Annotated in this window: 18 protein-coding genes and 2 pseudogenes; 4 read left to right on the top strand and 16 right to left on the bottom strand. The window is 65.5% G+C overall.

Annotation, left to right across the window (positions count from 1 at the left end):
• The 7 genes from BEN49_RS23000 to BEN49_RS22970 all read right to left on the bottom strand — a co-directional run.
• On the bottom strand, positions 1-204 hold a 204-nt coding region (locus tag BEN49_RS23000; protein ID WP_141765711.1), incomplete at its 3' end, for a hypothetical protein.
• Positions 201-533 carry a hypothetical protein gene (locus tag BEN49_RS22995; protein WP_070747000.1) on the bottom strand — a complete coding sequence of 111 codons (333 nt, stop codon included), beginning with the start codon at positions 531-533 and terminating at the stop codon, positions 201-203. The genes BEN49_RS22995 and BEN49_RS23000, both read right to left, overlap by 4 nt.
• Positions 527-733 (bottom strand): hypothetical protein, encoded by a 207-nt coding sequence (locus BEN49_RS22990; RefSeq protein ID WP_070746528.1) that lies wholly within the window; start codon positions 731-733, stop codon positions 527-529. Before BEN49_RS22990 ends, BEN49_RS22995 begins: the two co-directional genes overlap by 7 nt.
• Positions 734-766: 33 nt before the next feature.
• Positions 767-2,974: a cytochrome-c oxidase, cbb3-type subunit I gene (gene ccoN, locus BEN49_RS22985; RefSeq protein WP_083326393.1), complete on the bottom strand. Its 2,208-nt coding sequence runs from the start codon at positions 2,972-2,974 to the stop codon at positions 767-769.
• A gap of 181 nt (positions 2,975-3,155) precedes the next feature.
• Positions 3,156-3,311, bottom strand: coding sequence for a cbb3-type cytochrome oxidase assembly protein CcoS (ccoS, locus tag BEN49_RS22980; RefSeq protein WP_070746998.1), 156 nt, complete (start codon positions 3,309-3,311; stop codon positions 3,156-3,158).
• Positions 3,312-3,321: 10 nt separating this feature from the next.
• A complete protein-coding gene (locus tag BEN49_RS22975; protein WP_239692069.1) occupies positions 3,322-5,736 on the bottom strand; it encodes a heavy metal translocating P-type ATPase in 2,415 nt (804 codons plus the stop codon).
• A 266-nt stretch (positions 5,737-6,002) separates the two neighbouring features.
• Positions 6,003-6,311, bottom strand: coding sequence for a hypothetical protein (locus BEN49_RS22970; protein ID WP_070746996.1), 309 nt, complete (start codon positions 6,309-6,311; stop codon positions 6,003-6,005).
• 283 nt (positions 6,312-6,594) lie between these two features.
• Between BEN49_RS22970 and BEN49_RS28495 the strand changes: the two genes are divergently transcribed.
• The 3 genes from BEN49_RS28495 to BEN49_RS22960 all read left to right on the top strand — a co-directional run bounded on the left by BEN49_RS28495 (position 6,595) and on the right by BEN49_RS22960 (position 9,242).
• Positions 6,595-6,858 carry a hypothetical protein gene (locus BEN49_RS28495; protein WP_158023056.1) on the top strand — a complete coding sequence of 88 codons (264 nt, stop codon included), beginning with the start codon at positions 6,595-6,597 and terminating at the stop codon, positions 6,856-6,858.
• A gap of 184 nt (positions 6,859-7,042) precedes the next feature.
• Positions 7,043-8,206, top strand: a complete 1,164-nt coding sequence (locus BEN49_RS22965) for a PAS domain-containing sensor histidine kinase (protein WP_239692068.1) — start codon at positions 7,043-7,045, stop codon at positions 8,204-8,206.
• Positions 8,184-9,242, top strand: coding sequence for a response regulator (locus BEN49_RS22960; protein WP_070746995.1), 1,059 nt, complete (start codon positions 8,184-8,186; stop codon positions 9,240-9,242). Before BEN49_RS22965 ends, BEN49_RS22960 begins: the two co-directional genes overlap by 23 nt.
• Positions 9,243-9,255: 13 nt before the next feature.
• Here BEN49_RS22960 and BEN49_RS22955 read toward each other — a convergent pair whose 3' ends face one another.
• From BEN49_RS22955 to BEN49_RS22945, 4 genes and pseudogenes are all read right to left on the bottom strand, one after another.
• Positions 9,256-11,769, bottom strand: a complete 2,514-nt coding sequence (locus tag BEN49_RS22955; protein WP_070747004.1) for a cation-translocating P-type ATPase — start codon at positions 11,767-11,769, stop codon at positions 9,256-9,258.
• 331 nt (positions 11,770-12,100) lie between these two features.
• Positions 12,101-12,475 carry a universal stress protein gene (locus tag BEN49_RS29925; RefSeq protein ID WP_239692067.1) on the bottom strand — a complete coding sequence of 125 codons (375 nt, stop codon included), beginning with the start codon at positions 12,473-12,475 and terminating at the stop codon, positions 12,101-12,103.
• 121 nt (positions 12,476-12,596) lie between these two features.
• Positions 12,597-12,935, bottom strand: a pseudogene (locus BEN49_RS31105) (universal stress protein); the annotation flags it as partial.
• A 327-nt stretch (positions 12,936-13,262) separates the two neighbouring features.
• Complete coding sequence (locus BEN49_RS22945; protein ID WP_070746991.1) at positions 13,263-15,890, bottom strand: cation-translocating P-type ATPase; 2,628 nt, start codon at positions 15,888-15,890, stop codon at positions 13,263-13,265.
• Between the two features lie 266 nt (positions 15,891-16,156).
• On the opposite strand from BEN49_RS22945, the gene BEN49_RS27320 reads away from it, so the two are divergent.
• Positions 16,157-16,486, top strand: coding sequence for a CsbD family protein (locus BEN49_RS27320; protein ID WP_125917162.1), 330 nt, complete (start codon positions 16,157-16,159; stop codon positions 16,484-16,486).
• A gap of 83 nt (positions 16,487-16,569) precedes the next feature.
• Here BEN49_RS27320 and BEN49_RS22935 read toward each other — a convergent pair whose 3' ends face one another.
• From BEN49_RS22935 to BEN49_RS22920, 5 genes and pseudogenes are all read right to left on the bottom strand, one after another.
• Positions 16,570-16,875, bottom strand: coding sequence for a YtxH domain-containing protein (locus tag BEN49_RS22935; protein ID WP_070746989.1), 306 nt, complete (start codon positions 16,873-16,875; stop codon positions 16,570-16,572).
• A 60-nt stretch (positions 16,876-16,935) separates the two neighbouring features.
• The gene (locus BEN49_RS30310; protein WP_262490249.1) at positions 16,936-17,055 is read right to left on the bottom strand and encodes a hypothetical protein; all 120 of its coding nucleotides are present in this window, start codon (positions 17,053-17,055) and stop codon (positions 16,936-16,938) included.
• 122 nt (positions 17,056-17,177) lie between these two features.
• Positions 17,178-17,888 (bottom strand): annotated as a pseudogene (locus BEN49_RS22930) (class I fructose-bisphosphate aldolase); the annotation flags it as partial.
• A 118-nt stretch (positions 17,889-18,006) separates the two neighbouring features.
• Complete coding sequence (locus tag BEN49_RS22925) at positions 18,007-20,409, bottom strand: phosphoketolase family protein (RefSeq protein WP_070746987.1); 2,403 nt, start codon at positions 20,407-20,409, stop codon at positions 18,007-18,009.
• 236 nt (positions 20,410-20,645) lie between these two features.
• Positions 20,646-21,694: acetate/propionate family kinase (locus BEN49_RS22920; RefSeq protein ID WP_070746986.1), on the bottom strand; the 1,049-nt coding region annotated here is incomplete at its 5' end.

Raw genomic sequence — 21,694 nt, 5'->3', positions numbered from 1 at the left:
CGGCCGCATCCAGCTAATGAGCGCCACGAACAACACCAGAAACACCATCCCCACCAGTACCAGCGTGCTCAGCAGGAACCAGACCAGCGCATAATTCGAATCGGCCGCCGCGGGGGTACTGGTTGCCGCCGTTTGGGCCAGGGCGGGGCGGGTGAACAGCAGCACCGCGCCGGCCGCTAGTAGTGCTTGCCGGGGCCGTATCATGCGTAAACAGCCTCTTCGATGGTGACTACTTGCGGAGCAGCTTCGGTCGTGACGGCCTGGGCCGCAGCCACTTCAATCGGTGCCGCCGCTGCCATAGCGACTTCAGCAGCAGTTGGCTGGCCTTGCTCCGCCTCGTAGCGGCGCTGGGCGGCCGAAGTCACCGAACCGGCGGTCATGACGGCCATTAATAACACCAAACCGGCCAGGAACCACACTACCCAGCTCAGGAGGGTAATGGGCGTAGGGGCGGTACCGGGCGTTTGGGCGGCGGCCATAAAGCCGGTGAGCAGGCCCAGAAAAGTCAACGAGAAGGCGCGGAGGGTTAGCATATAATGTCGTGGTTAAGAGTGGTTTTGAGCGTTTCTTCGTCGTCGCTAGCCAGCGGCAGCTGGCTCATGGTGTGTAGGTGCTGTTTGTTGGCCACCAGCACGTACACCAGCAGGGCTGTGAAAAAGAGGAAGAAAATACCGAAGGAGATGAGCGGGTAAATCGTGATGCCCGCGATGGATTGCAAAACATTCTTTTCCATGGTAATGAGTGAGTTAAGGAGAGCGCGGCCCTACTACTGCGCCGCCGTGGCGGCCACTTGCGCGGGCTTCACCTTGATGTCGGTACCTAGGCGCTGGAGGTAGGCGATGAGGGCCACGATTTCGCGGTCCGATTTCACGTCGATGTCCTCCGTTTTGAGGGCGGCGGCCACGCTGCGGGCCTGGGTTTCGGCGTCGGCCACGGCCCGGCGGTCGAAGCCGGCGGGGTAGGGCGTGCCCAGCTTTTGCAGCACCCGGATTTTGGCGGGCAGCGTGCTGTTATCCAATTGATTATCAAACAGCCAGGGGTAGGCGGGCATAATAGAGCCCGGCGACATGCTGGTGGGGTCCATCATGTGGTTGTAGTGCCACGAGTTGGGGTACTTGGCCCCCACGCGGTGCAGGTCGGGCCCGGTACGCTTGCTGCCCCACAGGAAAGGCCGGTCGTACACAAACTCGCCCGCCTTGGAGTACTCGCCGTAGCGCTCGGTTTCGGAGCGGAAGGGACGCACCATTTGGGTGTGGCAGTTCGAGCAGCCTTCCTTGATGTAGAGGTCGCGGCCCTGCAACTCCAGCGGCCGGTAAGGGTGCACCGCCGCAATGGTGGGCACGTTGCTCTTGACCAGGAACGTGGGCACCATCTCCACGGCCCCGCCGATGGCGATGGCTACCGTGGCCCCGATACTGAGCTGCACCGGGCGGCGCTCAATCCAGCGGTGCCAGTGGCCGCCCTGGGCGTGCGGGTCCTGGGCTTCGGGCAGCAGCGCCGGGGCCTGGGCGGGCTCGTTGGCCAGCAACGTGCCGGCTTTGGCAGTCTGGTACAAATTGTACATCATTAGGAACACGCCGCTCAGGTACAGCACCCCGCCCATGCCGCGCAAATAGTACATCGGCACGATTTGCAGCACCGTTTCCAGGAAGTTGGGGTATTGCAGCATGCCCTCGGCGTTGAACTGCTTCCACATCAGCCCCTGCGTGAAACCGGCCCAGTACAAAGGCAGCGCGTAGAACAAAATGCCCAGCGTGCCCAGCCAGAAGTGCGTATTAGCCAATTTCTTGGAGAACAGTGGCGTGCGGTAGAGGCGCGGCCACAGCCAGTACAGCATCCCGAAGGTGAGGAAGCCGTTCCAGCCCAGGGCCCCCACGTGCACGTGGGCCACAATCCAATCGGTGAAGTGCGCAATGGCGTTCACGTTCTTCAGCGCCAGCATGGGGCCCTCGAAGGTGGCCATGCCGTAGGCCGTGATGGCCACCACAAAAAACTTGAGTACCGGCTCGGTGCGCACCCGGTCCCAGGCGCCGCGCAGCGTCAGCAGGCCGTTTATCATGCCGCCCCAGCTCGGCGCAATCAGCATGATGCTGAAGGCCACGCCCAGGCTCTGGGCCCAGTCGGGCAGGGCGGTGTAGAGCAAGTGGTGCGGCCCGGCCCAGATGTAAATAAAAATCAGCGCCCAGAAGTGAATGATACTGAGCCGGTAAGAATACACCGGCCGCTCGGCAGCCTTGGGCAGGAAGTAGTACATCATGCCCAGGTAGGGCGTGGTGAGGAAAAACGCCACCGCGTTGTGGCCGTACCACCACTGCACCAGCGCGTCCTGCACGCCGGCGTACATCGAGTAGCTTTTCATGAAGCTCACCGGCAGCGCCATCGAGTTCACGATGTGCAGCACGGCCACCGTGATAAACGTGGCGATGTAAAACCAGATGGCCACGTACAAATGCCGCTCGCGCCGCCGGGCAATGGTGCCGAACATGTTCCAGCCAAACACCACCCAAATCACCGTAATGGCGATGTCAATCGGCCACTCTAGCTCGGCGTATTCCTTGCTAGTGGTGTACCCTAGCGGCAGTGAAATAACGGCCGACACGATGATGAGCTGCCAGCCCCAAAAGTGTATTTTGCTAAGTACATCGGAGAACATCCGGGCCTTGCATAGCCGCTGCAACGAATAGTACACGCCCGTGAAAATGCCGTTGCCTACGAAGGCGAAAATCACGGCATTGGTGTGCAGCGGCCGGATGCGGCCAAACGAGGTGTAGCGCGTCACGTTTAGCTCGGGCCGGGCCAGCTCGAAGGCCACGATGACCCCCACCAGCATCCCGATAATGCCCCAAATGACGGTGGCCACGCCAAAGTCGCGGACAATCTTGTTGTCGTAGAAAAACGACTCCACGCCCCGCGCGGGAGGGGGTAGGGCCGTCGGCCGCGGCCGGGTGGCGGGTAGTTCAAGTTCGGCTTGCATGCCCTGAGAAGTAGGTGATTTACTGCTCCAAAGGTCCCCCCTACCCCCGCCAAGCCACATGATGCCGCTTAAGCCCTGGCTTGATTGATATCAAACGCGCTCCCATCGGAAGCCCACTCCGCTTAATTCGCCTGTTCCGGAAAGGTTCAGAACACCTTTTGTGTGCTGACCAGCCTTTGCCCTAGGTGGGCGGTATAGGCTCATCCTCAAACAACATCCTCACTGAAGGCGTGTAGGCGTCGTCATATTGCCCGCTGCGCACCGCCCACAGAAAAGCCGCCAGAAACACGAGGGCCACCAGTAGGCTGAGGCCAATCAACAAGAAGATAATAGTCATAAAATCAGGCTTATAATTGGTATCGCCGGGCTGCCCAGCGCACCAGTATAGTAGCCATTACCATGACACTTAGCGAGCTGAGGGGCATGAGAATGGCCGACGCGATGGGCGTGAAATGCCCTTGCACAGCCAGCGTCAATCCCACCGCATTGTAGCACAGCGAGAGCACAAACGTGGCCAGCACCGCCCGCAGGCAGGCCCGCGAGAAGCCCAGAAACGTGGCCAGCCGCCCCAGTTCGCCGGCTTCCAAAATGGCGTCGCAGGCGGGCGAGAAGTTGGTGAGCGTGTCGGTGAGGGCGATGCCCGCGTTGGCGGCGCGTAGGGCCCCGGCATCGTTCAGGCCGTCGCCAATCATTACTACCGTGTGGCCCAGGGCGCGCTCAGCGGCGATGTAAGCGAGCTTATCGGCCGGCGACTGGCCGAAGCGCAGCTCCGCCGCCGGTCCGAGCAGGGCGCGCAGTCGGGGGCCCTCGGCGTCGGTGTCGCCCGAGAGCACGGCTAGGCGGTAGCGCTTGCCCAGGGCCGCCAGCACGGCCGGCAGCGCCGGGCGGTACACGTTGCGAAAGGTGAAATAGCCGGCTGTCTCCCCGTCCAGCGCTACGTGCACGCAGGTTCCGGGGGCGCCTTCCGGTCGGCTGGCGCTAGCTCCTACGAACGCCGCCGACCCTAGCCGCAGCGCTGGCCCACCGGCGGCCGTGGCGCTGAGGCCCTGGCCGGGATACTCCTGGCAGGTAGCTAAGGGTAGGGCCTCGGTGGCCAACTCGCGGGCCAGGCGCTGGCTGAGGGGGTGCGTAGACTGCGCCGCCGCAGTGGCAATCAGCTGTTTTTCAATTGATAATAACGGCCGGCCGTGGTACTGCACGGCCGACTGCGTGGGGTCGGTGAGGGTACCGGTTTTGTCGAATACCAGCGTGTCGGCCCGACCTAGGGTTTCGATGACGGCGGCGTTTTTGAGGTAGAGCTTGTGGCGGCCCAGCACCCGCAGCGCCGCCCCTAGGGCGAAGGGTGTGGCCAGCGACAGCGCGCACGGGCAGGCAATAACCAGCACCGACGTGAAGGCCCGCCACATGGTGGCCTGGTCGCGGGGCCCCCAATAGGCCAGCGTGCCGGCGGCCAGCAGCAGCGTGAGGGCCACGAAGTAGCGGCCGGCGCGGTTGGCGTAGGTTTCGAGGGTGGGGCCGACGGCGTCTTTGGTGAAGGCGGGATTGTTCCAGAGCTGGGTGAGGTAGCCCTGCGACACGCCGCGCACCACTTCCAGCTCCAGGGCCTCGCCCAGCTGCCGGCCACCGGCGTACACTAGGTCGCCGGCGGCGCGGGTTACCGGGGTGCTCTCGCCCGACACGAACGAGTAGTCGATTTGGCCCGTGCCGCGCAGCAGCACGGCATCGGCCGGAATAACCTCCTGGTGCCGCACCCGGATGCGGTGGCCCACCGCCAGCTCCTGCACCGAAATCGACTGCTCGCCGGCTGGCGTGAGGCGCGTCACGGCCACCGGAAAGTAGGCCGTGTAGTTGCGGTCGAAGCGCAGCGCGTCATAGGTGCGCTGCTGCACCCACTTGCCAATCAGCATGAAAAACACCAGCCCCGTAAACGAGTCTAAGTAGCCCGGCCCGCGCCCCGATAATACCTCAAATGTGCTGACGCTGAACAGCGAAGCTAACCCCAAGCTGATGGGGAAATCGAGGTTGATGTGGCGCTGCCGCAGCCCTTGCCCGGCCGAGCGGAAAAACCCGCGGGCGCTGTACAGCAGCACTGGCAGCGCCAGCGCTAAGCTCAGGTACCCAAAAAACCGCCCGAACCCGACCTGCAAGTCCTCCACGAACGAGAAGTACTTGGGCAGCGCTAGCAGCATCACGTTGCCAAAGGCGAAGGCCGCCAGCCCTAGTTGGTAGTACAAGGTATGGCTGGCGCGGTGCGGCTGCGCGCCCAGCTCGGCCAGCGTAATCTGCGGCTCGTAGCCCACCGAGGCCAGCAGCTGCACCACCTCGGGCAGGCTAATGTCGGCCAGTAAATAGGTGATGGTGATTTCTTTACGCAAAAACTGCACCCGCGCCTCCACCACGCCGGCGTGCAGCCGGGGCAGGTGCTCCAGCAGCCAGATGCAGGAGGTGCAGTGCATTTGGGGCACGTGCAGCGTGAGGCGGCCCCGCTCGGCCGAGCGAAACGAGAGCAGCTGCGCCTGCACGGCCTCCGAAGCCAGGTAATCAAAGCGACCAGGCAGCTCTACTGCCTTGATTTTCAGCCCCGGCCGCTCGCCCAGGGCGTAGTAAGTGCAGAGCTGATTGTCATCCAGCAACTCGTACACGGTGCGGCAGCCAGCGCAGCAAAACGGCAGTTCGGCCAGCCGCAGTGGCTCGGCTGGGCAGACATCGCCGCAGTGGGCGCAGGCCAGGTCAGTGGCGGGTGATTCGAGAAGGACGGGCACGGGCAGACACAAGGGGGTAGGGCCGCAAAGCTCCGGCCGCCGCTGCGCGGGAGCCATGATGCGCGTCAGGCCCGCGCTTGATTGCGGTTGGCGCGTGGCCGCCGAGCGCCCAGGGCAGCATTTACCTGATTAAAATCAGGTAAATGCTTGTTTTTTGTCAAGGCTGCGCGCGTAGGAAAAGCTGATTTTTGTGTGTTGAATACGCCGGCAGATTGGACCCTCCGCGCATCCCCTTTTTTTAACGCAACCTATAAATTGCCAACAACTTACCTGGCACTCGCTGCTGCTAGCAGATTAGCCACGAGCGCGTCGTTCTCGGGCCAGCCGGGCTGCCGCCATAGCTCAATGCCTTCACGCACCAGCACGCAGGCGGGCAGCTGCGCCACGGCAAAGCTGCGCACCACACTGGCGTGGGCGTCGTCGTCGAGGCGCAGCACTCGCACGGCCGGGCCTAGGCGGCACTGAAGGGCATCCAGCTGGGCCAGGGTGGGCAGCTGGCCAGCCCGGCCGGCCGGCACCAGCACCAGCAGCACGGCGGGCGCCAGCAGGTCGGGCGGGGGTAGGGCAATGGACATTGGGCGGCGGAAAGTCGGAGTGGGCAGCAAAAGTATTTTTGCCCGCCCTACCCGGCCATGATGCCTGATAGACCGCCGCTTGATAGTCATCAATCCCCTCGTGCGCCGTCGGCGCTCCGCCGGCCGACCGGTTGACTCTGCTCAATCCTTGTTTGTTCAACGACAACCGGCGGAGCCGGCCGACCGGTTATCGTTGCTTAATCTCTAGCTCGTTCAACGACAACCGGTCGGCCGGCTGGCGCCGGCGGACCGGGGCAACGAGTTGATTAACCACGTTTTTTCTATGCTCAGCGACCCTTTTAGCAGTGCCGCCGCCGAGGTGCTCATCACCCAGGCCCCCGATTTTGTGGGGATTTACGACGTGGCCGCAGGCTGGTTTATGCGCGTCAACCCAGCCGGGGTGCGCCTGCTGGGCTACCCCTCTGAGGAAGCCTTTTTGGCTGACCCCGCGCGGTGCTACCCACCCCCGCCGTGCCGCCCGCCCGCTGGGCGCACCTGCGCGAGCTGGCCCGGTGCGCGGGGCCCCAGGCCCTGGAGGCCGAGGTAGGCCGGCGCCAGGGTCCGCCATTCTGGGGGCGCATCGAGCTCACGGCCTTTCAGGTAAAAGGCGCTGACTATCTGCTGGTTCGACTCAGCGAGCAGGGGCGCTTGCAGCAGGCCGAGCGCGAGCTCGCCCAGAGCGTGCGGCGCTTCGAGGCCGTGTTTACGCACGCCACCATCGGCATTGTGGTGTGCGACGAGCGGGGCCGCATCTGTCGGCCAACCAGCTGGCCCACCAGCTATTCGGCTACGCGGCCGGCGCGCTCGACGGCCAGCTCATTGAGGTGCTGGTGCCCCAGGCCGCCGGCCGCCGCCACGAGAAACTGCGCGAGTCGTTCACAGCACGCCCGCAGGTGCGCACCATGGGAGCCCACAACGGCGAGCTGCAAGGCCTGCGCCACGACGGCTCGGTGTTCCCGGTCGAGGTCAGCCTAAGCTATTTCTACCTCGATGAGGAGCTGTACGCCGTGTCGTACATCCTCGACATTACCTATAAGAAAGAGTTTGAGCAGCAGCTCATTGCCGGCAGCCAGCGCGTGGCCGCCCTCAACGCCGACCTGGAGCAGCGCGTGACCGAGCGCACCCACGCCCTCATGAACACCCTGGAGCAGCTCCAGCTACGCAAAAACGAGCTGGCCAAGGCCCTGGCCGCTGAGCAGGAGCTGGGCGAGCTCAAGTCGCGCTTCGTGAGCATGGCTTCGCACGAGTTTCGCACCCCGCTCACGGCCGTGCTCACCTCGGCCGCGCTCATTGCCGAGTACCCGGCCACCGCGCAGCAGGACAAGCGCCTGCGCCACATCGAGCGCATCCGCACGTCGGTGACGCATTTGAACGATATTCTGGAGGAATTTCTGTCGGTGGGGCGCATCGAGGAGGGCAAAATTGAGGCCCGCCCGGCCCGCCTCGACCTGCCCGCGCTGCTGCGCGACGTGGTGGCCGATGTGCAGGGCCTGCGCAAGCCCGGCCAGCGCATCGAAACCACCACCGACTGCCCGGAGCCTATTTGGCTCGACCCGTCGCTGCTACGCAAAATCCTGGTTAATCTGCTCTCCAACGCCCTCAAGTACTCGGGCGAAAACTCGGTGGTGACGGTGGCCGCCGCCTGCCAGGCGGGCACGCTCACGCTCACCGTGGCCGACCAGGGGGTAGGGATTTCGGCAGAAGACCAGGCGCACCTGTTCGAGCGGTTTTTCCGGGCCCGCAACGTCACCAACGTGCCCGGCACCGGCCTGGGCCTCTACATCATTGCCCGCTACCTGGAGCTGCTGCACGGCCACATTGCCCTGCAAAGCGCACTGGGCCAAGGCACTACCGTCATCATTACTGTTCCGTATGAAAACCATCTTGCTGATTGAGGACAACGATTTCATCCGCGAAAACACCGCCGAAATTCTGGAGCTTACCGGCTACACCGTGCGCACCGCCGCCGATGGCCAGGCCGGCGTGACCCAGGCCCTGGCCGAGCGCCCCGACCTGGTGCTGTGCGACATCATGATGCCCGTGCTCGACGGCTACGGCGTGCTGCACATCTTCAACCAAAACCCGCGCCTGACCGGCGTGCCGTTCATCTTCCTCACCGCCAAAACCGAGCGCGCCGACCTGCGCCGCGGCATGGCCCTGGGCGCCGACGACTACCTCACCAAGCCCTTCGAAAAGAGCGACTTACTGAGCGCCGTGAGCGGCCGCCTCAGCCGCTTTCAGCACCTCCAGCCCGCTTACGACCTGCGCGCCAACGGCCTGCCCGAGTTCCTGGCCGATGCCCAGCAAACGGGCAGCCTGGCCGGCCTCTCAGCCGACCGCCGGCCCCACGCCGTGCCCCGCAAGCAGATTATTTACGCCGAAGGCGACGAGGCCACCCGCCTCTACTTTGTGCAAGCCGGGCGGGTTAAAATCAGCAAAACCACCGCCGCCGGCAAGGAGCTGATAACGGGCATTTGCGCCGCCGGCGAATTTTTTGGCTACCGGGCCCTGCTGGCCGGCTCGCCCCACCACGACGCGGCCGTGGCCCTCGACGATTGCACGCTGCGCTACATCCCGGCCGACGACTTTACCCAGCTGTTGCTGCGCAACCCCGAGGTGAGCCAGCAGTTTGTGCGCTTGCTAGCCGGCCGCCTCGACCAACAAGATGCGCAGCTGCTGGACCTAGCCTACGGCTCACTGCGCAAGCGCGTGGCCGACAGCCTCCTGCACCTGCACGCCCAGCAGCGCCTGCTATCCCCGGCCGACCCGCTCATCCAGCTTGCCCGCGAGGATATGGCCGCCCTCATCGGCACCACGCCCGAGTCGCTGAGCCGCATCCTGAGCGAGTTCCGCCAGGATGAGAGCATTGAGCTGACGCCCAAGTTCATCAAAGTCCTGCTGCCCGACAAGCTGCGCCGCAGCAACTGGTAGCCCCCGGTCGGCCCTACCCTGCCGCCCGCGCCCGTAGCACGGCCTTGTACACTTCCACCCAACCCACCCCTACCAGCGCGGCCAGGGCACACCAGCGTAGGGTCCCTAGGGGCACGGGCGCGAAGCCAAACAGCCGCTGCGCCGGCGGCACCAGTAGCGTAACCAGGAGCAGCGCCAGCGTGAGGCCCAGCATCAGCCAGAGCAGGCGGTTGGGCACGCGCAGGGTCTGGAAAACTGACTGCGTAAACGAGCGGTTGACGAGCGTGAGGCCGATGTTGCTGAGTACCATCGTGGCGAAGGTGAGCGTGCGCACCACCGGCAGGGCCGCGCCGTGCTGCATAAAGTAGTAGTACACGCCCAGCACGGCCGCCGCAATGCCCAGGCCCTGCGCCAGGCTGCGGCCCAACTCGGCCCCGGCCAAAAAGGTGCTGGTGAGCGGCCGGGGCGGCTGGCGCATATGACCGGCCTCGGCGGGCTCGTTTTCGAAGGCGATGGAGCAGGTGGGGCCCATCACCAGCTCCAGAAAGATGATGTGGACGGGCGTAAACAGGTTTTCCCAGCGCCAGCCGGCCAGCAGCGGCACGGCCACCGTGAGCACAATCGGGATGTGGATGGAGACGACGTAGAACACCGCTTTTTTGAAGTTCTGGTAGATGCGCCGGCCTTGGGCGATGGCCGTGACCATGCCGCCCAGGTCGTCATTCACGAGCACCAGGGAGGCGGCCTGGCGGGCCACTTCGGTGCCGCGCCGGCCCATGGCTACCCCGATGTGGGCGGCCTTGAGGGCGGGGCCGTCGTTGACGCCGTCGCCGGTCATGGCCACCACCGCGCCGGTGGCTTTGAGGGCCTCCACCACCTTCAGCTTGGCCTCCGGAAACATGCGGGCGAACACCGCCGTGCGGGTTGCCAGCGGCGGCAGCTCGGCGGCCGATAAGTCCATGACCTGCTGGCCGGTAAGCAGCATATCGGCCCCCGGCAGGCCCACCTGGCGGGCAATGGCCTGGGCCGTTTCGGGAAAGTCGCCGGTTATCATCTTCACCTGAATACCGGCTTCGGTGAAGGCCCGGATAACGGCCGCCGCGTTGGCCTTGGGCGGATTTTCGAGGGCGATTAACCCCAGTAACTCCCAGGTAAAATCGTCCTGCTCGGCTGGGAAATCGGGGCCCGGCTGGGTGCCGCGCGCCACGCCCAGCACCCGGTAGCCCTGCCCAGACAATTCCTGCGTGACGCGGCGGATTTCTTCGGCTACGGCTGGGGCTGGGTGGCACACGGCCAGCACGTGCTCTACGGCCCCTTTGGCGGCAATGAGCGGCTGGCCGGCAACCCGGCGCACGTGCGTCATCATGGGCGGGGTGCCGGCCAGCGGGTACTCGTGCAACATGGGGGCGGGCGCGGCGGCGGCGGCCGGGTCGGCGGTGGCGAAGGCGGCCACGATGGCCTTTTCCATGGGGTCGAAGGGGTCGGTTTCGCTGGCGTAGCGGGCGTAGGCCAGCACCGCCGCGGCGGAGGTCCCCAGGGGGCCGGGCAGCGCCACAAGGCTGGCCGTGGCCCCGTCGTATAACTGCTTGACCGCCATGCCTTCCTCAGTGAGAGTACCGGTTTTATCGGTGCAGATGACGGTGGCCGAGCCCAGGCTTTCCACGGTTTGGGGCTGCTTGGTGAGTACACCCAGCCGGCTCAGGCGGGCCGCGCCCAGCGCCATGAAGCTGCTGAAAGCCACCGGGATTTCCTCGGGCAAGATGGACATGGCCAGCGTGAGGCCGAACAGCAGGGCCGTTACCCAATCGCCCGACTTAGCATAATTCACCCCCCACACCAGCGCAAACGCCCCCAGCCCCACCCAGGCCATGCGGGCCACAAACTGCTGCACTTGCAGCTGCAAGGGCGTTTTTTCGGTGGCAATAGCCGCTATGCTTTGCCCAATGAGGCCCAGCTTGGTGTGCCCGCCCACGGCCGTGAGCGTGAGCCAGGCGCTGCCCGAAGCCGTGCTGGTGCCCCCAAATACCGGGTCGCCCACGGCCTTGGCTACCGGCACGGCCTCGCCGGTGAGGATGGCCTCGTCGGCCGAAAAGTCGTTGAGCGCCGTGATGGTGCCGTCGGCGGGCAGGCGGCTGCCTTCGGCCACCCGCACTGCGTCGCCCACCACCAGGTCGGCGGCCGGCACGGTGGCCAGCGCGCCGTTGCGGCGCACCTGGGCCTGGGGCTGGGTTAGCTCGCGCAGGGCCCCGAGGGCCGCGTCGCTGCGCAGCGCTTGGTACACCGAAATGCCGGCCACCACGAGCAGCGCCGCGCCCAGCGTGAGGGCCTCTGCACCCTGGCCCAGCGCCACGTACAGCCCGCAGGCCAGCAGCAGCAGCAGAAACATGGGCTCGGTCACGACGTCTTTCAGCGTGGCCAGCAGGCCGGTGGGGGCGCTGTCGGGCAGGACGTTGCGGCCGTGCGCGGCGCGGGCGGCGGCCACTCCGGCGGTGCTGAGACCGGGCGGCTGGATGGCTGCGCTTGGGGCAGGCAGGGTGCTGGTAGGCATGGGATTTTGGGGAGTTGTGGTGGGGGCCAGCGTGGGCACGGCGGGCGCGGACCTCACGGGACCCCTATGGGGCATAGCCCCCTCTCCAAAAAAGAGGGGGGACTAGTTTTTAGGCCTAGCTCCTAGAAAAGCTGATTGGGCAGTCATTAGAACTATAGGTAGTCCCCCCTCTTTTTTGGAGAGGGGGCTACGCCCAATAGGGGTCTCGTGGGGTTCACGTAAGGTGAGTCCGATAACTCCGACGAAGCAAACCGGGCGCATCACAGAGAGCCGCAGTAGCTAAGGCAACCTAGCGAGTTTGCGCGCAAGCAGTCGGCAGTCAATTCCGCCGCTACTCCGTCACGACTGGCAGCAGCAGCACGGGCACCTGTGAGTAGCGCAGCACATCGGCTATGACGCTGCCGCTGAACATTTTATGCACCCAGCCGTGACCCTGGTCGAGCAGCGCCACCAGGTCGGCTTCCAGCGTGTCGGCGGCCTCCCCGATACCCGTGGCGGGGCGCACGCCCACTACGCGGCGCAGCTTGGCGCTGAGTAGCATAGTGGCCAGGCCGCAGGTTTGGGCAGCGCGCAGGCCGGCCTCGCCGGCGGCTAGGGGGTGGTGCAGGGGCAGCACCGTCACGGGCGTGATGGGGCAGGCCAGCGCATCGAGCACCGGGGCCAACGCCCGCGCCGGCGGTGTGAGCTGGAAGGGATGGTCCTCCACGGCCAACAGCAGGTGGCGCGGGGGGGCGCTGGGCGGCGGCGGGCAGGCGCTCGGGCACCAGCAGCAGGGGGTAGCCGGTTTGGTGCGGCAAGGGTAGGGCGCGGTTGCTGAGCAGCTCATCCAGCGGGCCATCGGTGGCGGTGAGGCCGGCCAGCACCAGCGCCGGGTGGTGGGCGGCCAGTACCTGGGTTAGAGCCGTGGGCCAGTCGCTTTCCAGCACTTCCACGGTGGTGGGCACGGGCAGGCGGGCGGCGGCCAGCCGCAGGCCCTCGCTCACAGCCGGCACGTAGGTCGTGTCGAGCAGCGGCAGGCCGTATTCGAGGGTGGCGATGGGCGGCATCGACACCACGTGCACCAGGTGCAGGGTGGCCCCCACGGCGGTGGCTAGGGCGGCAGCGTAGCCGAGCAGCGGCTCGTCGGCCGGGGCGGCATCGGTGAGCACGACAAAATTCAGTTCCATGGCAATGGCGGTTTTCTTGAGCAGCAAACAGCTGATTTACAGAAGCCAAAGGTGCGGGCGCGCGCGGGCGACTTCCTGACGAGGCGCAGGTCGGGAAGGTGATTTTTGTCAGGTGAGAGGATGGGTTGGGTGGCTAGGTTCCAGTCCGCTGGCGTGAGCCGGCCGACCGGTTGTCGTTGCACAGGACCGCGCCTTTTTGAACCCCAGCAGGGTGGCTAGTACTCAGGACAATTGCTTTTCGAATAGCAACCAGTCGGCCTTGCAACGACAGCCAACTGCTTCACAACGACAACCGGTCGGCCGGCTCACGCCGGCGGACCGGCGCGGCTAGGCAGCCGCTAGGACGGCTGCCTGTGGTGGTAGTGGCTCAGGCACCACTGCCCCTACCCCACGCCGCCGAATGACAAGCTTTTGCAGCTCTACGGCCCAAAATACTACGCTCGAAATAGCCACCGTCAGCCCCAGCTCGCGCCACGATAAGGGGCTGGTGGTAAAGAGTTTATTGAAGAAAGGCAGGTAGATAATCAGCAGCTGCAATACCACCGACAGCCCCACCGCGCCCAGCATGGGCTTGTTGGAAAGCAGGCCCAGCGTGAACAGCGATTCGCGCGGCGAGCGGATGGCGAGCGCGCTGCCCAACTGCGTGAAACAGAGCACTGTGAAGGTCATCGTCTGCCAGTGCGCGTCGCCGTCGCGGATGGCCCAGGCCTGGGTGCCCAGCGTGAGGGCCCCAATCAGCAGGCCCACCCAGCCCACGAACCAGCCCAGGCCGCCCGCAAAAATGGACTGGCCCGGCGGACGGGGCGGGCGCTGCATGGCGTTGGCCTCGGCGGGCTCGTAGGCCAGGGCCAGGCCGGGCAAACCGTCGGATAACAAGTTGACCCACAGGATTTGAATAGCCAGCAGCGGAACGGGCAACCCGAAGAACGGGGCCAGGAAAATGGCCCATACCTCGCCCATATTGCCCGACAAAATGTAGCGGATAAACTTGAGGATGTTGTCGTAGATGCGCCGCCCGTGCTGCACGGCCACCACGATGGTGGCGAAGTTGTCGTCGAGCAAAATGAGGTGCGCGGCCTCCTTGGCCACCTCTGTACCGACGATGCCCATGGCAATGCCGATGTCGGCGTGTCGCAGGGCCGGGGCGTCGTTCACGCCGTCGCCGGTCATGGCCACAAACTGGCTTTTAGCCTGCAAGGCGCTGATAATGCGCAGCTTCTGCGCCGGGTCCACGCGGGCGTACACCCGCACCTTTTCCACGATGGCCGCGAAGGCGGGCTCATCCAGGGCGGCCAGTTCGGGGCCGGTGAGGACCAACTCGCCGGGGCGGCCCAGAATGCCCAGCTTGCGGGCAATGGCCTCGGCGGTGAGCTTATGGTCGCCGGTAATCATGACAGGGATGATGCCGGCCGCCTGGCACGCGGCCACGGCCGGGGCGGCCTCGGCGCGGGCCGGGTCGATGAGGCTGGCGAAGCCGATGAAGCTGAGGCCGGTTTCGAGGGTGGCCGCGTCGATTTGGGGGGGTAGGGCAGGCAGCAATTTGGCAGCGTAGGCCAGCACGCGGTAGCCATGGGCAGCCTGGTCGTTGGCGCGCTTCTCGAGGTCGGGCAGCTGAGCTTTTTGGTCGGCGGCGAGCTGGGCGAAGAGCACGCCAGGCGCCCCTTTGGTAAGCACGAGCACGCCCTGCGGGGTCTGGTGCAGCGTGGTCATGCACTTGCGCTCCGAGTCGAAGGGCAGCTCGGCGAGGCGCGGAAACCGGGTTTCGAGGGCGGCGCGGGGGTAGGCTTTTTCGGCGGCATAGCGGGCCAGGGCCACTTCGGTCGAGTCGCCGAGCCACTGGCCGGCGGGGTTTTGGGTGGCGTCGGTGTTGAGGGCCAGGGCGGTGAGCAGGGCGTCGGCATCACCTAGGGCGGGCAGTTTGAACGCCGGGTTGGCGTACACCTCCTGGGTAGTCATCTGATTGAGCGTCAGCGTACCCGTTTTATCGGTGCAGATGTAGGTGACCGAGCCCAGCGTTTCTACGGCCGGCAGCCGGCGCACCAGGGCCTGGTCTTTGGCCAGGCGCTGCGCGCCCAGCCCCAGCGCAATAGTGACCACCGCCGGCAGCGCCTCCGGAATGGCGGCCACGGCCAGCGAAATGGACACCAGCAGCAGCTCGCCCAGCGGCTCGCCCCGCCACCAGCCAGCCGCAAAAAACACCGCGCAAATGCCCACCGCCCCCGCCGCCAGCCACTTGCCAAACGTGCCCAGCCGCTGTTGCAGCGGCGTCTGGCTATCGGGGGCCTGGAGGAGGGCGGCGATTTTGCCTAGCTCGGTGCCCATGCCGGTGGCCACCACGTAGGCCGTGGCGCGGCCGTTGGTCACGAAGGTGCCCTTGTAGCCCAGGTTCAGGCGGTCGCCGAGGGGGTAGGCCCCGGCGGGCAGCGGGGCGGGGTCTTTCTCCACGTTGGCCGATTCGCCGGTCAGCGACGACTCATCGACTTTGAGGGCGTGGGTTTCGAGAAAGCGCACATCGGCCGGAATAACATTGCCGGCTTCGAGCAGCAGCGCATCGCCGGGTACCAGGCTGGCGGCCGGCACGGCCACGGGCTGGCCGCCGCGCAGCACCTGCGCCTGCGGCGGGGCCAGCTGCTGCAAAGCCGCCAGGGCCTTATCGGCCCGGTATTCCTGCCCAAAGCCGAGGGCCGCGTTCAGGACAATAATGGCCAGAATAACGTAGGCCGACTGCGCCTCGCCCACCGCCACCGAGATGCCGGCCGCCGCTAGCAGCACCAGTATCATCACGTCGGTAAACTGACGCAGCAGCAGCTGCCACCAAGCTTTTTGCTTGATATCGGTCAGTTGATTGGGGCCGTATTCGGCCAGCCGCTGGGCGGCCGTGGCGGCATTGAGGCCGGCCGGGGTGGTGTGCAGCGCGGCGGCCACCTCGGCCACGGGGGTTTGGTAATACTCCATTAAAAGGGGGTGCGGTAGCCGGGGATATTCCGCGCAGTTTCCAGGTGGTTGTCCGCGCCGGCGGACCGGACCAACGGCGTTGCTTTATAGCTGTTTCCCCCACAATTTTCCAACAAACCCCCTGCCCTACCCATGACGAAAATCAGGGCCCCGGCCTGACGATAGTCAGGGCCGCGCGGACTTGGGTGGCGGAACCTTTGCTAACCCCCGCCACCCAGCACTTAGGCTGGCCAGCGGCGGCTTTTCCACCTTTTAGTTAGTTTCCCATGACCGCCGAAACGCCCAAAAACAAGACCGGCAAAGTCCTGCTCACCGCCCTCGCCGGCGCTGGCATAGGCGCCCTAGCCGGGGTCCTGCTCTACTCCCAAAAAGGCATTGAGCGCCGCCGCAATTTCCGCAACCTGCGCATCAACTACCGCCTGCGCCTGCGTGGCGACTGGGACCAGCTCAAAGGCAAGCTGCAACAAGCCTACACCCAGCTCACGGACGAAGACTTGACTTACGTAGAAGGCAAGGGCCACGAGCTAGTCGGCCGCCTACAAGCCAAACTCGGCAAACGCAAACGCCAAATAGTGAAAATGCTAAATGCGCTGTAAGGCTCTTGTTGGCTGATGCATAACGCGCCCCTCGTCGGACCAGCTTGGTCCAGCGAGGGGCGCGTTATGCATCAGCTGGCTGCTTAATAAGGGCGGGACGTAACTTCCGGCAGCAGGCCCCACTGCTGGAAATGGCTCAGGCAATCGTTCGCCAGACCTCTAGAGGCACCCCTGAGCTTAGTAGCCCGCTGGGCAAGGTGGTGGTCAGCCTCTTGCCGCTGCTCGCTGGCCAGGCGGCCGTATTTATGCGTCAGGTCTTTCAGGCTTTGGCGCGTGGCCGCCCCGGCAGTGGGGGCCAGCAGCACCCCACCAAGCACGCCAGCCCCTACCCCCGCTAGCGCGGCGAGCAATACGTGACCAATTTGGGTATTCTTTTTGGTGATTTCCATGAGTAGAAGGGGCTCAAAATTTATTTAATATTCTGAATAACAATAATTTATTAGCGCACCCTAGGCGGTAACAGCTACCACCCTACCTACTCCAACTGCTGCCGCATTATGGCGCACCCGTTCCAGCAGTGCTTGCTGGGCGGCGGCCACGTTAGCGGCCTGGCCGCCCCAGGCTTCCAGGGCCGGCTGGTGCAGGGCCCGGCCGAAGGAAAACGTAAGCGCCCACGGCAGCGCCCGGCAAACCGCTCGTGCATCGTGGCCAAGTGGCGTGTGGCCTGCTCGGGCGACTGCCCACCCGACAAAAATGCCACGCCCGGCACGGCCGCCGGCACCGCGCGCAGCAGGCAGGCCACCGTGGCATCGGCTACGTGGTGGGTAGTGGGCTGCTTGGGACAGTCGGCCCCGGCCAGCACCATGCTGGGCTTCAGCAACATGCCTTCCAGGGCCACGCCCTGCGTGCGCAGCTGGGCAAATACTTCGTGCAGCACGTCTTCGGTCACGGCCGCGCACTGGGCCAGGGAATGGGGGCCGGTCAGCAGCACTTCGGGCTCCACGATGGGCACCAGGCCGGCCGCCTGGCACAGCGCGGCGTAGCGGGCCAGCGCGTGGGCATTGGCCCCGATGGCGGCCCGGCTGGGCCGGTCGTGGCCAACAGTCAGCACCGCCCGCCACTTGGCGAAGCGGGCCCCTAAGTCGGCGTATTCGGCCAGGCGGGCACCCAGGCCGTCGAGCCCTTCGGTCACTTGCTCGCCGGAAAAGCCGGCCAGCGCGGGCGCGCCCAGGTCCACCTTAATGCCGGGGATGATGCCCGCCTGCTGCAAGATTTCCACTAAGGCAACGCCCGCCCCCGTGCGCTGCCGAATGGTTTCATCAAACAGAATGGCCCCACTAATGCCTTCGCCCAGGCCCGGCGTGGTCACCAGCAGCTCGCGGTAGGCGCGGCGGGCCTCCACGGTTTGCGCGATGCCTAGGGCGGCGAAGCGGGCGTTGCAGGTACCGATGCTTTCGTCCATCGCCAGCAGGCCTTTGCCGGGGGCCAGCAGGGCCTGAGCGGTGACGGCTAGTGCGTTGATATTCATTATTTTATGTTTATAAAAACCGGCTTGCGCCGGCGGACCGGCCCTTACCCACTTAGGCCTTCCACTGCCACTCCCGGATTTCGGGCATGTCCTCGCCGTGGGTGGTGATGTACTGGCGGTGTTCCACCAGCTTATCTTTCAGGTGCTGTTTGAGATACGCACCCTTGTTGCCGAGCTGGGGCACGCGGTCGAGCACGTCCATGGCCAGGTGGAAGCGGTCCAGGTCGTTGAGCACCGTCATGTCGAAGGCTGTCGTTATCGTGCCTTCCTCCTTGTAGCCGCGCACATGCAGGTGCTGGTTGTTGGCGCGGTTGTAGGTGAGGCGGTGCACCAGCCAGGGGTAGCCGTGGAAGGCGAAAATGACGGGCTTGTCGCGCGTGAAGAGGGCGTCGTAGTCGGCGTCGGGCAGGCCGTGGGGGTGCTCGGTGGGGCGCTGGAGCTTGAGCAAGTCTACGACGTTGACGACCCGGATTTTCAGCTCGGGCAGGTGCTCGCGCAGGATGCTGGCGGCAGCCAGAATTTCGAGGGTAGGCACGTCGCCGCAGCAGGCCAGCACGGCGTCGGGCTCCTGGCCGGCGTCGGTGCTGGCCCAGGGCCAGAGGCCGATGCCTTCGGCGCAGTGCGTGCGGGCGGCATCAATACTCAGCCATTGCGGGGCGGGGTGCTTGCCGGCCACGATGACATTCACGTAGTGGCGGCTGCGCAGGCAGTGGTCCATTACCGAGAGCAGGCAGTTGGCATCGGGCGGCAGGTACACGCGCACGATGCTGGCTTTCTTATTGATAACGTGGTCAATAAAGCCGGGGTCCTGGTGCGTAAAGCCGTTGTGGTCCTGCCGCCACACGGTGGAGGTCAGCAGGTAGTTGAGCGAGGCGATGTTGCGCCGCCAGGGTATTTCGAGGGTCAGTTTCAGCCACTTGGCGTGCTGGTTGAACATCGAATCAACGATGTGCACGAAGGCTTCGTAGCTGTTGAACAGGCCGTGGCGGCCGGTGAGCAGGTACCCTTCGAGCCAGCCCTGGCACTGGTGCTCGCTCAGCATTTCGAGCACGCCGCCGCTGGGGGCCAGAAACTCGTCGTTTTCGGCCGTGGCGGCGTCCCACTGGCGGTTGGTGGCCTCAAATACGGCGTCGAGCTTGTTGGACAATGTTTCGTCGGGGCCGAAGACGCGGAAGTTGCGCGGGGCCGCGTTCAGCCGCAGCACGTCGCGCAGAAACTGGCCGACCGTGCCCGTGTCGCTGGCCTCCACGCTACCCGGTGTCGGCACGGCCACCGCATAGTCGGCGTAGTCGGGCAGGTGCAAATCGTGCAGCAGCAGGCCCCCGTTGGCGTTGGGGTTGGCGCCCATGCGGCGATTGCCACGCGGGGCCAGCTCGGCCAGCTCGGGGCGCAGGCGGCCGGCTTCGTCGAATAATTCTTCGGGCTTGTAGCTTCGCAGCCAGGCTTCTAGCTGCGCCAAGTGCTCGGGCGGCGCGGTGGCCGATACGGCCAGCGGCACCTGGTGCGAGCGGAAGGTACCCTCATTGGGCCGGCCATCGACTTCCTTCGGGCCGGTCCAGCCCTTGGGCGAGCGCAGCACGATGAGCGGCCAGCGCGGCCGGGTGAGGTCGCCGTGCTCGCGGGCGCGCTGCTGAATCTGGTGGATGTCGCAGATCACCTCTTCCAACGCCGCGGCCATGGCCTGGTGCATCAGCGCGGGCTCGTGGCCCTCCACGTAGTAGGGCGTCCAGCCGTAGCCGCGCAGCAGCTGGTCAAGCTCCTCCTGGGTGATGCGAGCCAGCACCGTGGGGTTGGAAATCTTGTAGCCGTTGAGGTGCAGAATGGGCAGTACCGCGCCGTCGGTGGCCGGGTTGAGAAACTTGTTGGAGTGCCAGGCGGTGGCCAGGGGCCCGGTTTCGGCCTCGCCGTCGCCAATCACGCAGGCCACAATCAACTCCGGGTTATCGAACACCGCCCCGAAGGCGTGGCTGAGCGAGTAGCCCAGTTCGCCGCCCTCGTGAATGGAGCCCGGCGTTTGGGGCGAGGCGTGGCTGGAAATCCCGCCGGGGTAGGAAAACTGTGTAAACAGCCGTTTCAGCCCCGCCTCATCCTGGCTGATGTTGGGATAAACCTCGCTGTACGTGCCCTCCAAATACGTACCCGCCACCACCGCCGGCCCGCCGTGCCCCGGCCCGGAGAGGTAAATCATATTCAAATCGCGCCGCTTGATAATGCGGTTGAGGTGGGTGTAGATGAAGTTCTGGCCCGGCGTGGTGCCCCAGTGCCCCAGCAGCATCTTCTTGATGTGCGCCAGTTGCAGCGGCTCGCGCAGCAAGGGGTTGTCGCACAAGTATATCTGGCCCACTGAGAGGTAGTTGGCCGCCCGCCAGTAGGCATCGAGGCGCTGCACTGCTTCGGGGGGCAGCGGCGTGCGGGTGGGGCGGGCGATGGGAGGCGCGAGGAGGGTGGCGGGCATGGGGTTTATTGGGTTAAGTATTTGTATTTTAAAGCATTATAAGTTTCGCCGCCCGTCAACCTCCCCCCCTAGCCCCCTCTCCTTGGGGAGAGGGGGAACTAGCCGTAGCCTAGTAGCTAGAAATTAGTTTTTTAGAACTAGAACTAGTCCCCCCTCTCCCCAAGGAGAGGGGGCTAGGGGGGGAGGTTGACGGGCGGCGAGCGCTAGCACTTCACGGCTGGGCCAGGGGGTAGGGTTCACGTAAGATGAGCCGCTACCAGCCCCGCCATCAGCCGCTCCTCGTCGGTCGGAATCACGCGCACCACCACCCGGCTACCGGCGCCGGAAATCACGGCCGCGTGCGTCGCGTTATGTGCCGCATCCAGCTCCAGGCCCAGAAACTCCAGCCCGGCGCAGATGCGGGCGCGCACCTCGGCCGCGTGCGCGCCGATGCCGCCCGAAAACACCAGCGTATCGAGGCCACCGAGCACCGCCGCGTAGGCCCCGACCCACTTGCGGGCCTGGTAGCAAAACAGCTCCACCGCCTCGGCCGCCCGCGCATCGGTGGCCTGGGCGGCCAGCAAATCCTGCATATCGGCGCTGGTTTCCGACACGCCCAGCAGGCCCGACTCGTGGTTTATGAGATTATTTAACTGACTAGCTGTCAGACGCTCCTGCTGCATGAAGTAGGCGGCCACGCCGGGGTCGAGGTCGCCGGGGCGGGTGCCCATTACCAGGCCGGCGGCGGGCGTGAAGCCCATGCTCGTGTCCTGGCTTTGGCCACCCCGCACGGCGGCCAGGCTGGCCCCGCTGCCCAGGTGCGCCAGAATCACGCGGCCCTGCGCGGCAGCAGGCCCCGCCTGTCGGGCCAGTTCCTCCAGCAAGTAGCTGTACGACAGCCCGTGAAACCCGTAGCGCCGCAGCCCCCGCGCCTCAAAGCGGCGGGGCAGCGGCAGCTGCTGCGCCACGCGGGGCATGTGCTGATGAAACGCCGTGTCGAAGCACGCCACCTGCCGCAGCCGGGGGTAGCGCGCCGCGAAGGCCTCGATGAGGGCGATTTCGGCCGGCAGGTGGTCGGGGTCGTAGGCGATAAGCTGGCGTAAGTCAGCGAGAAGCGCGGGCGTGACGACCTCCGGGGCCTGGTGCGCCGCGCCCCCAAACACCACCCGGTGCCCCACGGCCCGCACGGTGGCCAGGGCCGGCTGCTGGGCTAGCCAGTCTACCAAGAATTGTCCGGCCGCTGCCTGGGTAGCCGCCGCCACGGGCTGGCTGCTTGGGGGCGCATCGGCCGCCGCAGTCACCCGCA

Source organism: Hymenobacter coccineus, assembly GCF_001816125.1.
Lineage (GTDB): Bacteria > Bacteroidota > Bacteroidia > Cytophagales > Hymenobacteraceae > Hymenobacter > Hymenobacter coccineus.
This window is presented reverse-complemented; position numbering and strand designations above follow the sequence as displayed.

Bases quoted from the DNA above. Each gene is read 5' to 3' on its own strand.
- BEN49_RS22955 (WP_070747004.1), bottom strand. From the start codon at position 11,769: ATGCCTACCAGCACCCTGCCTGCCCCAAGCGCAGCCATCCAGCCGCCC.
- BEN49_RS22990 (WP_070746528.1), bottom strand. From the start codon at position 733: ATGGAAAAGAATGTTTTGCAATCCATCGCGGGCATCACGATTTACCCG.
- BEN49_RS22945 (WP_070746991.1), bottom strand. From the start codon at position 15,890: ATGGAGTATTACCAAACCCCCGTGGCCGAGGTGGCCGCCGCGCTGCAC.
- BEN49_RS22960 (WP_070746995.1), top strand. From the start codon at position 8,184: ATGAAAACCATCTTGCTGATTGAGGACAACGATTTCATCCGCGAAAAC.
- ccoS (WP_070746998.1), bottom strand. From the start codon at position 3,311: ATGACTATTATCTTCTTGTTGATTGGCCTCAGCCTACTGGTGGCCCTC.
- ccoN (WP_083326393.1), bottom strand. From the start codon at position 2,974: ATGCAAGCCGAACTTGAACTACCCGCCACCCGGCCGCGGCCGACGGCC.
- BEN49_RS22925 (WP_070746987.1), bottom strand. From the start codon at position 20,409: ATGCCCGCCACCCTCCTCGCGCCTCCCATCGCCCGCCCCACCCGCACG.
- BEN49_RS22935 (WP_070746989.1), bottom strand. From the start codon at position 16,875: ATGGAAATCACCAAAAAGAATACCCAAATTGGTCACGTATTGCTCGCC.
- BEN49_RS22970 (WP_070746996.1), bottom strand. From the start codon at position 6,311: ATGTCCATTGCCCTACCCCCGCCCGACCTGCTGGCGCCCGCCGTGCTG.
- BEN49_RS27320 (WP_125917162.1), top strand. From the start codon at position 16,157: ATGACCGCCGAAACGCCCAAAAACAAGACCGGCAAAGTCCTGCTCACC.
- BEN49_RS22995 (WP_070747000.1), bottom strand. From the start codon at position 533: ATGCTAACCCTCCGCGCCTTCTCGTTGACTTTTCTGGGCCTGCTCACC.
- BEN49_RS28495 (WP_158023056.1), top strand. From the start codon at position 6,595: ATGCTCAGCGACCCTTTTAGCAGTGCCGCCGCCGAGGTGCTCATCACC.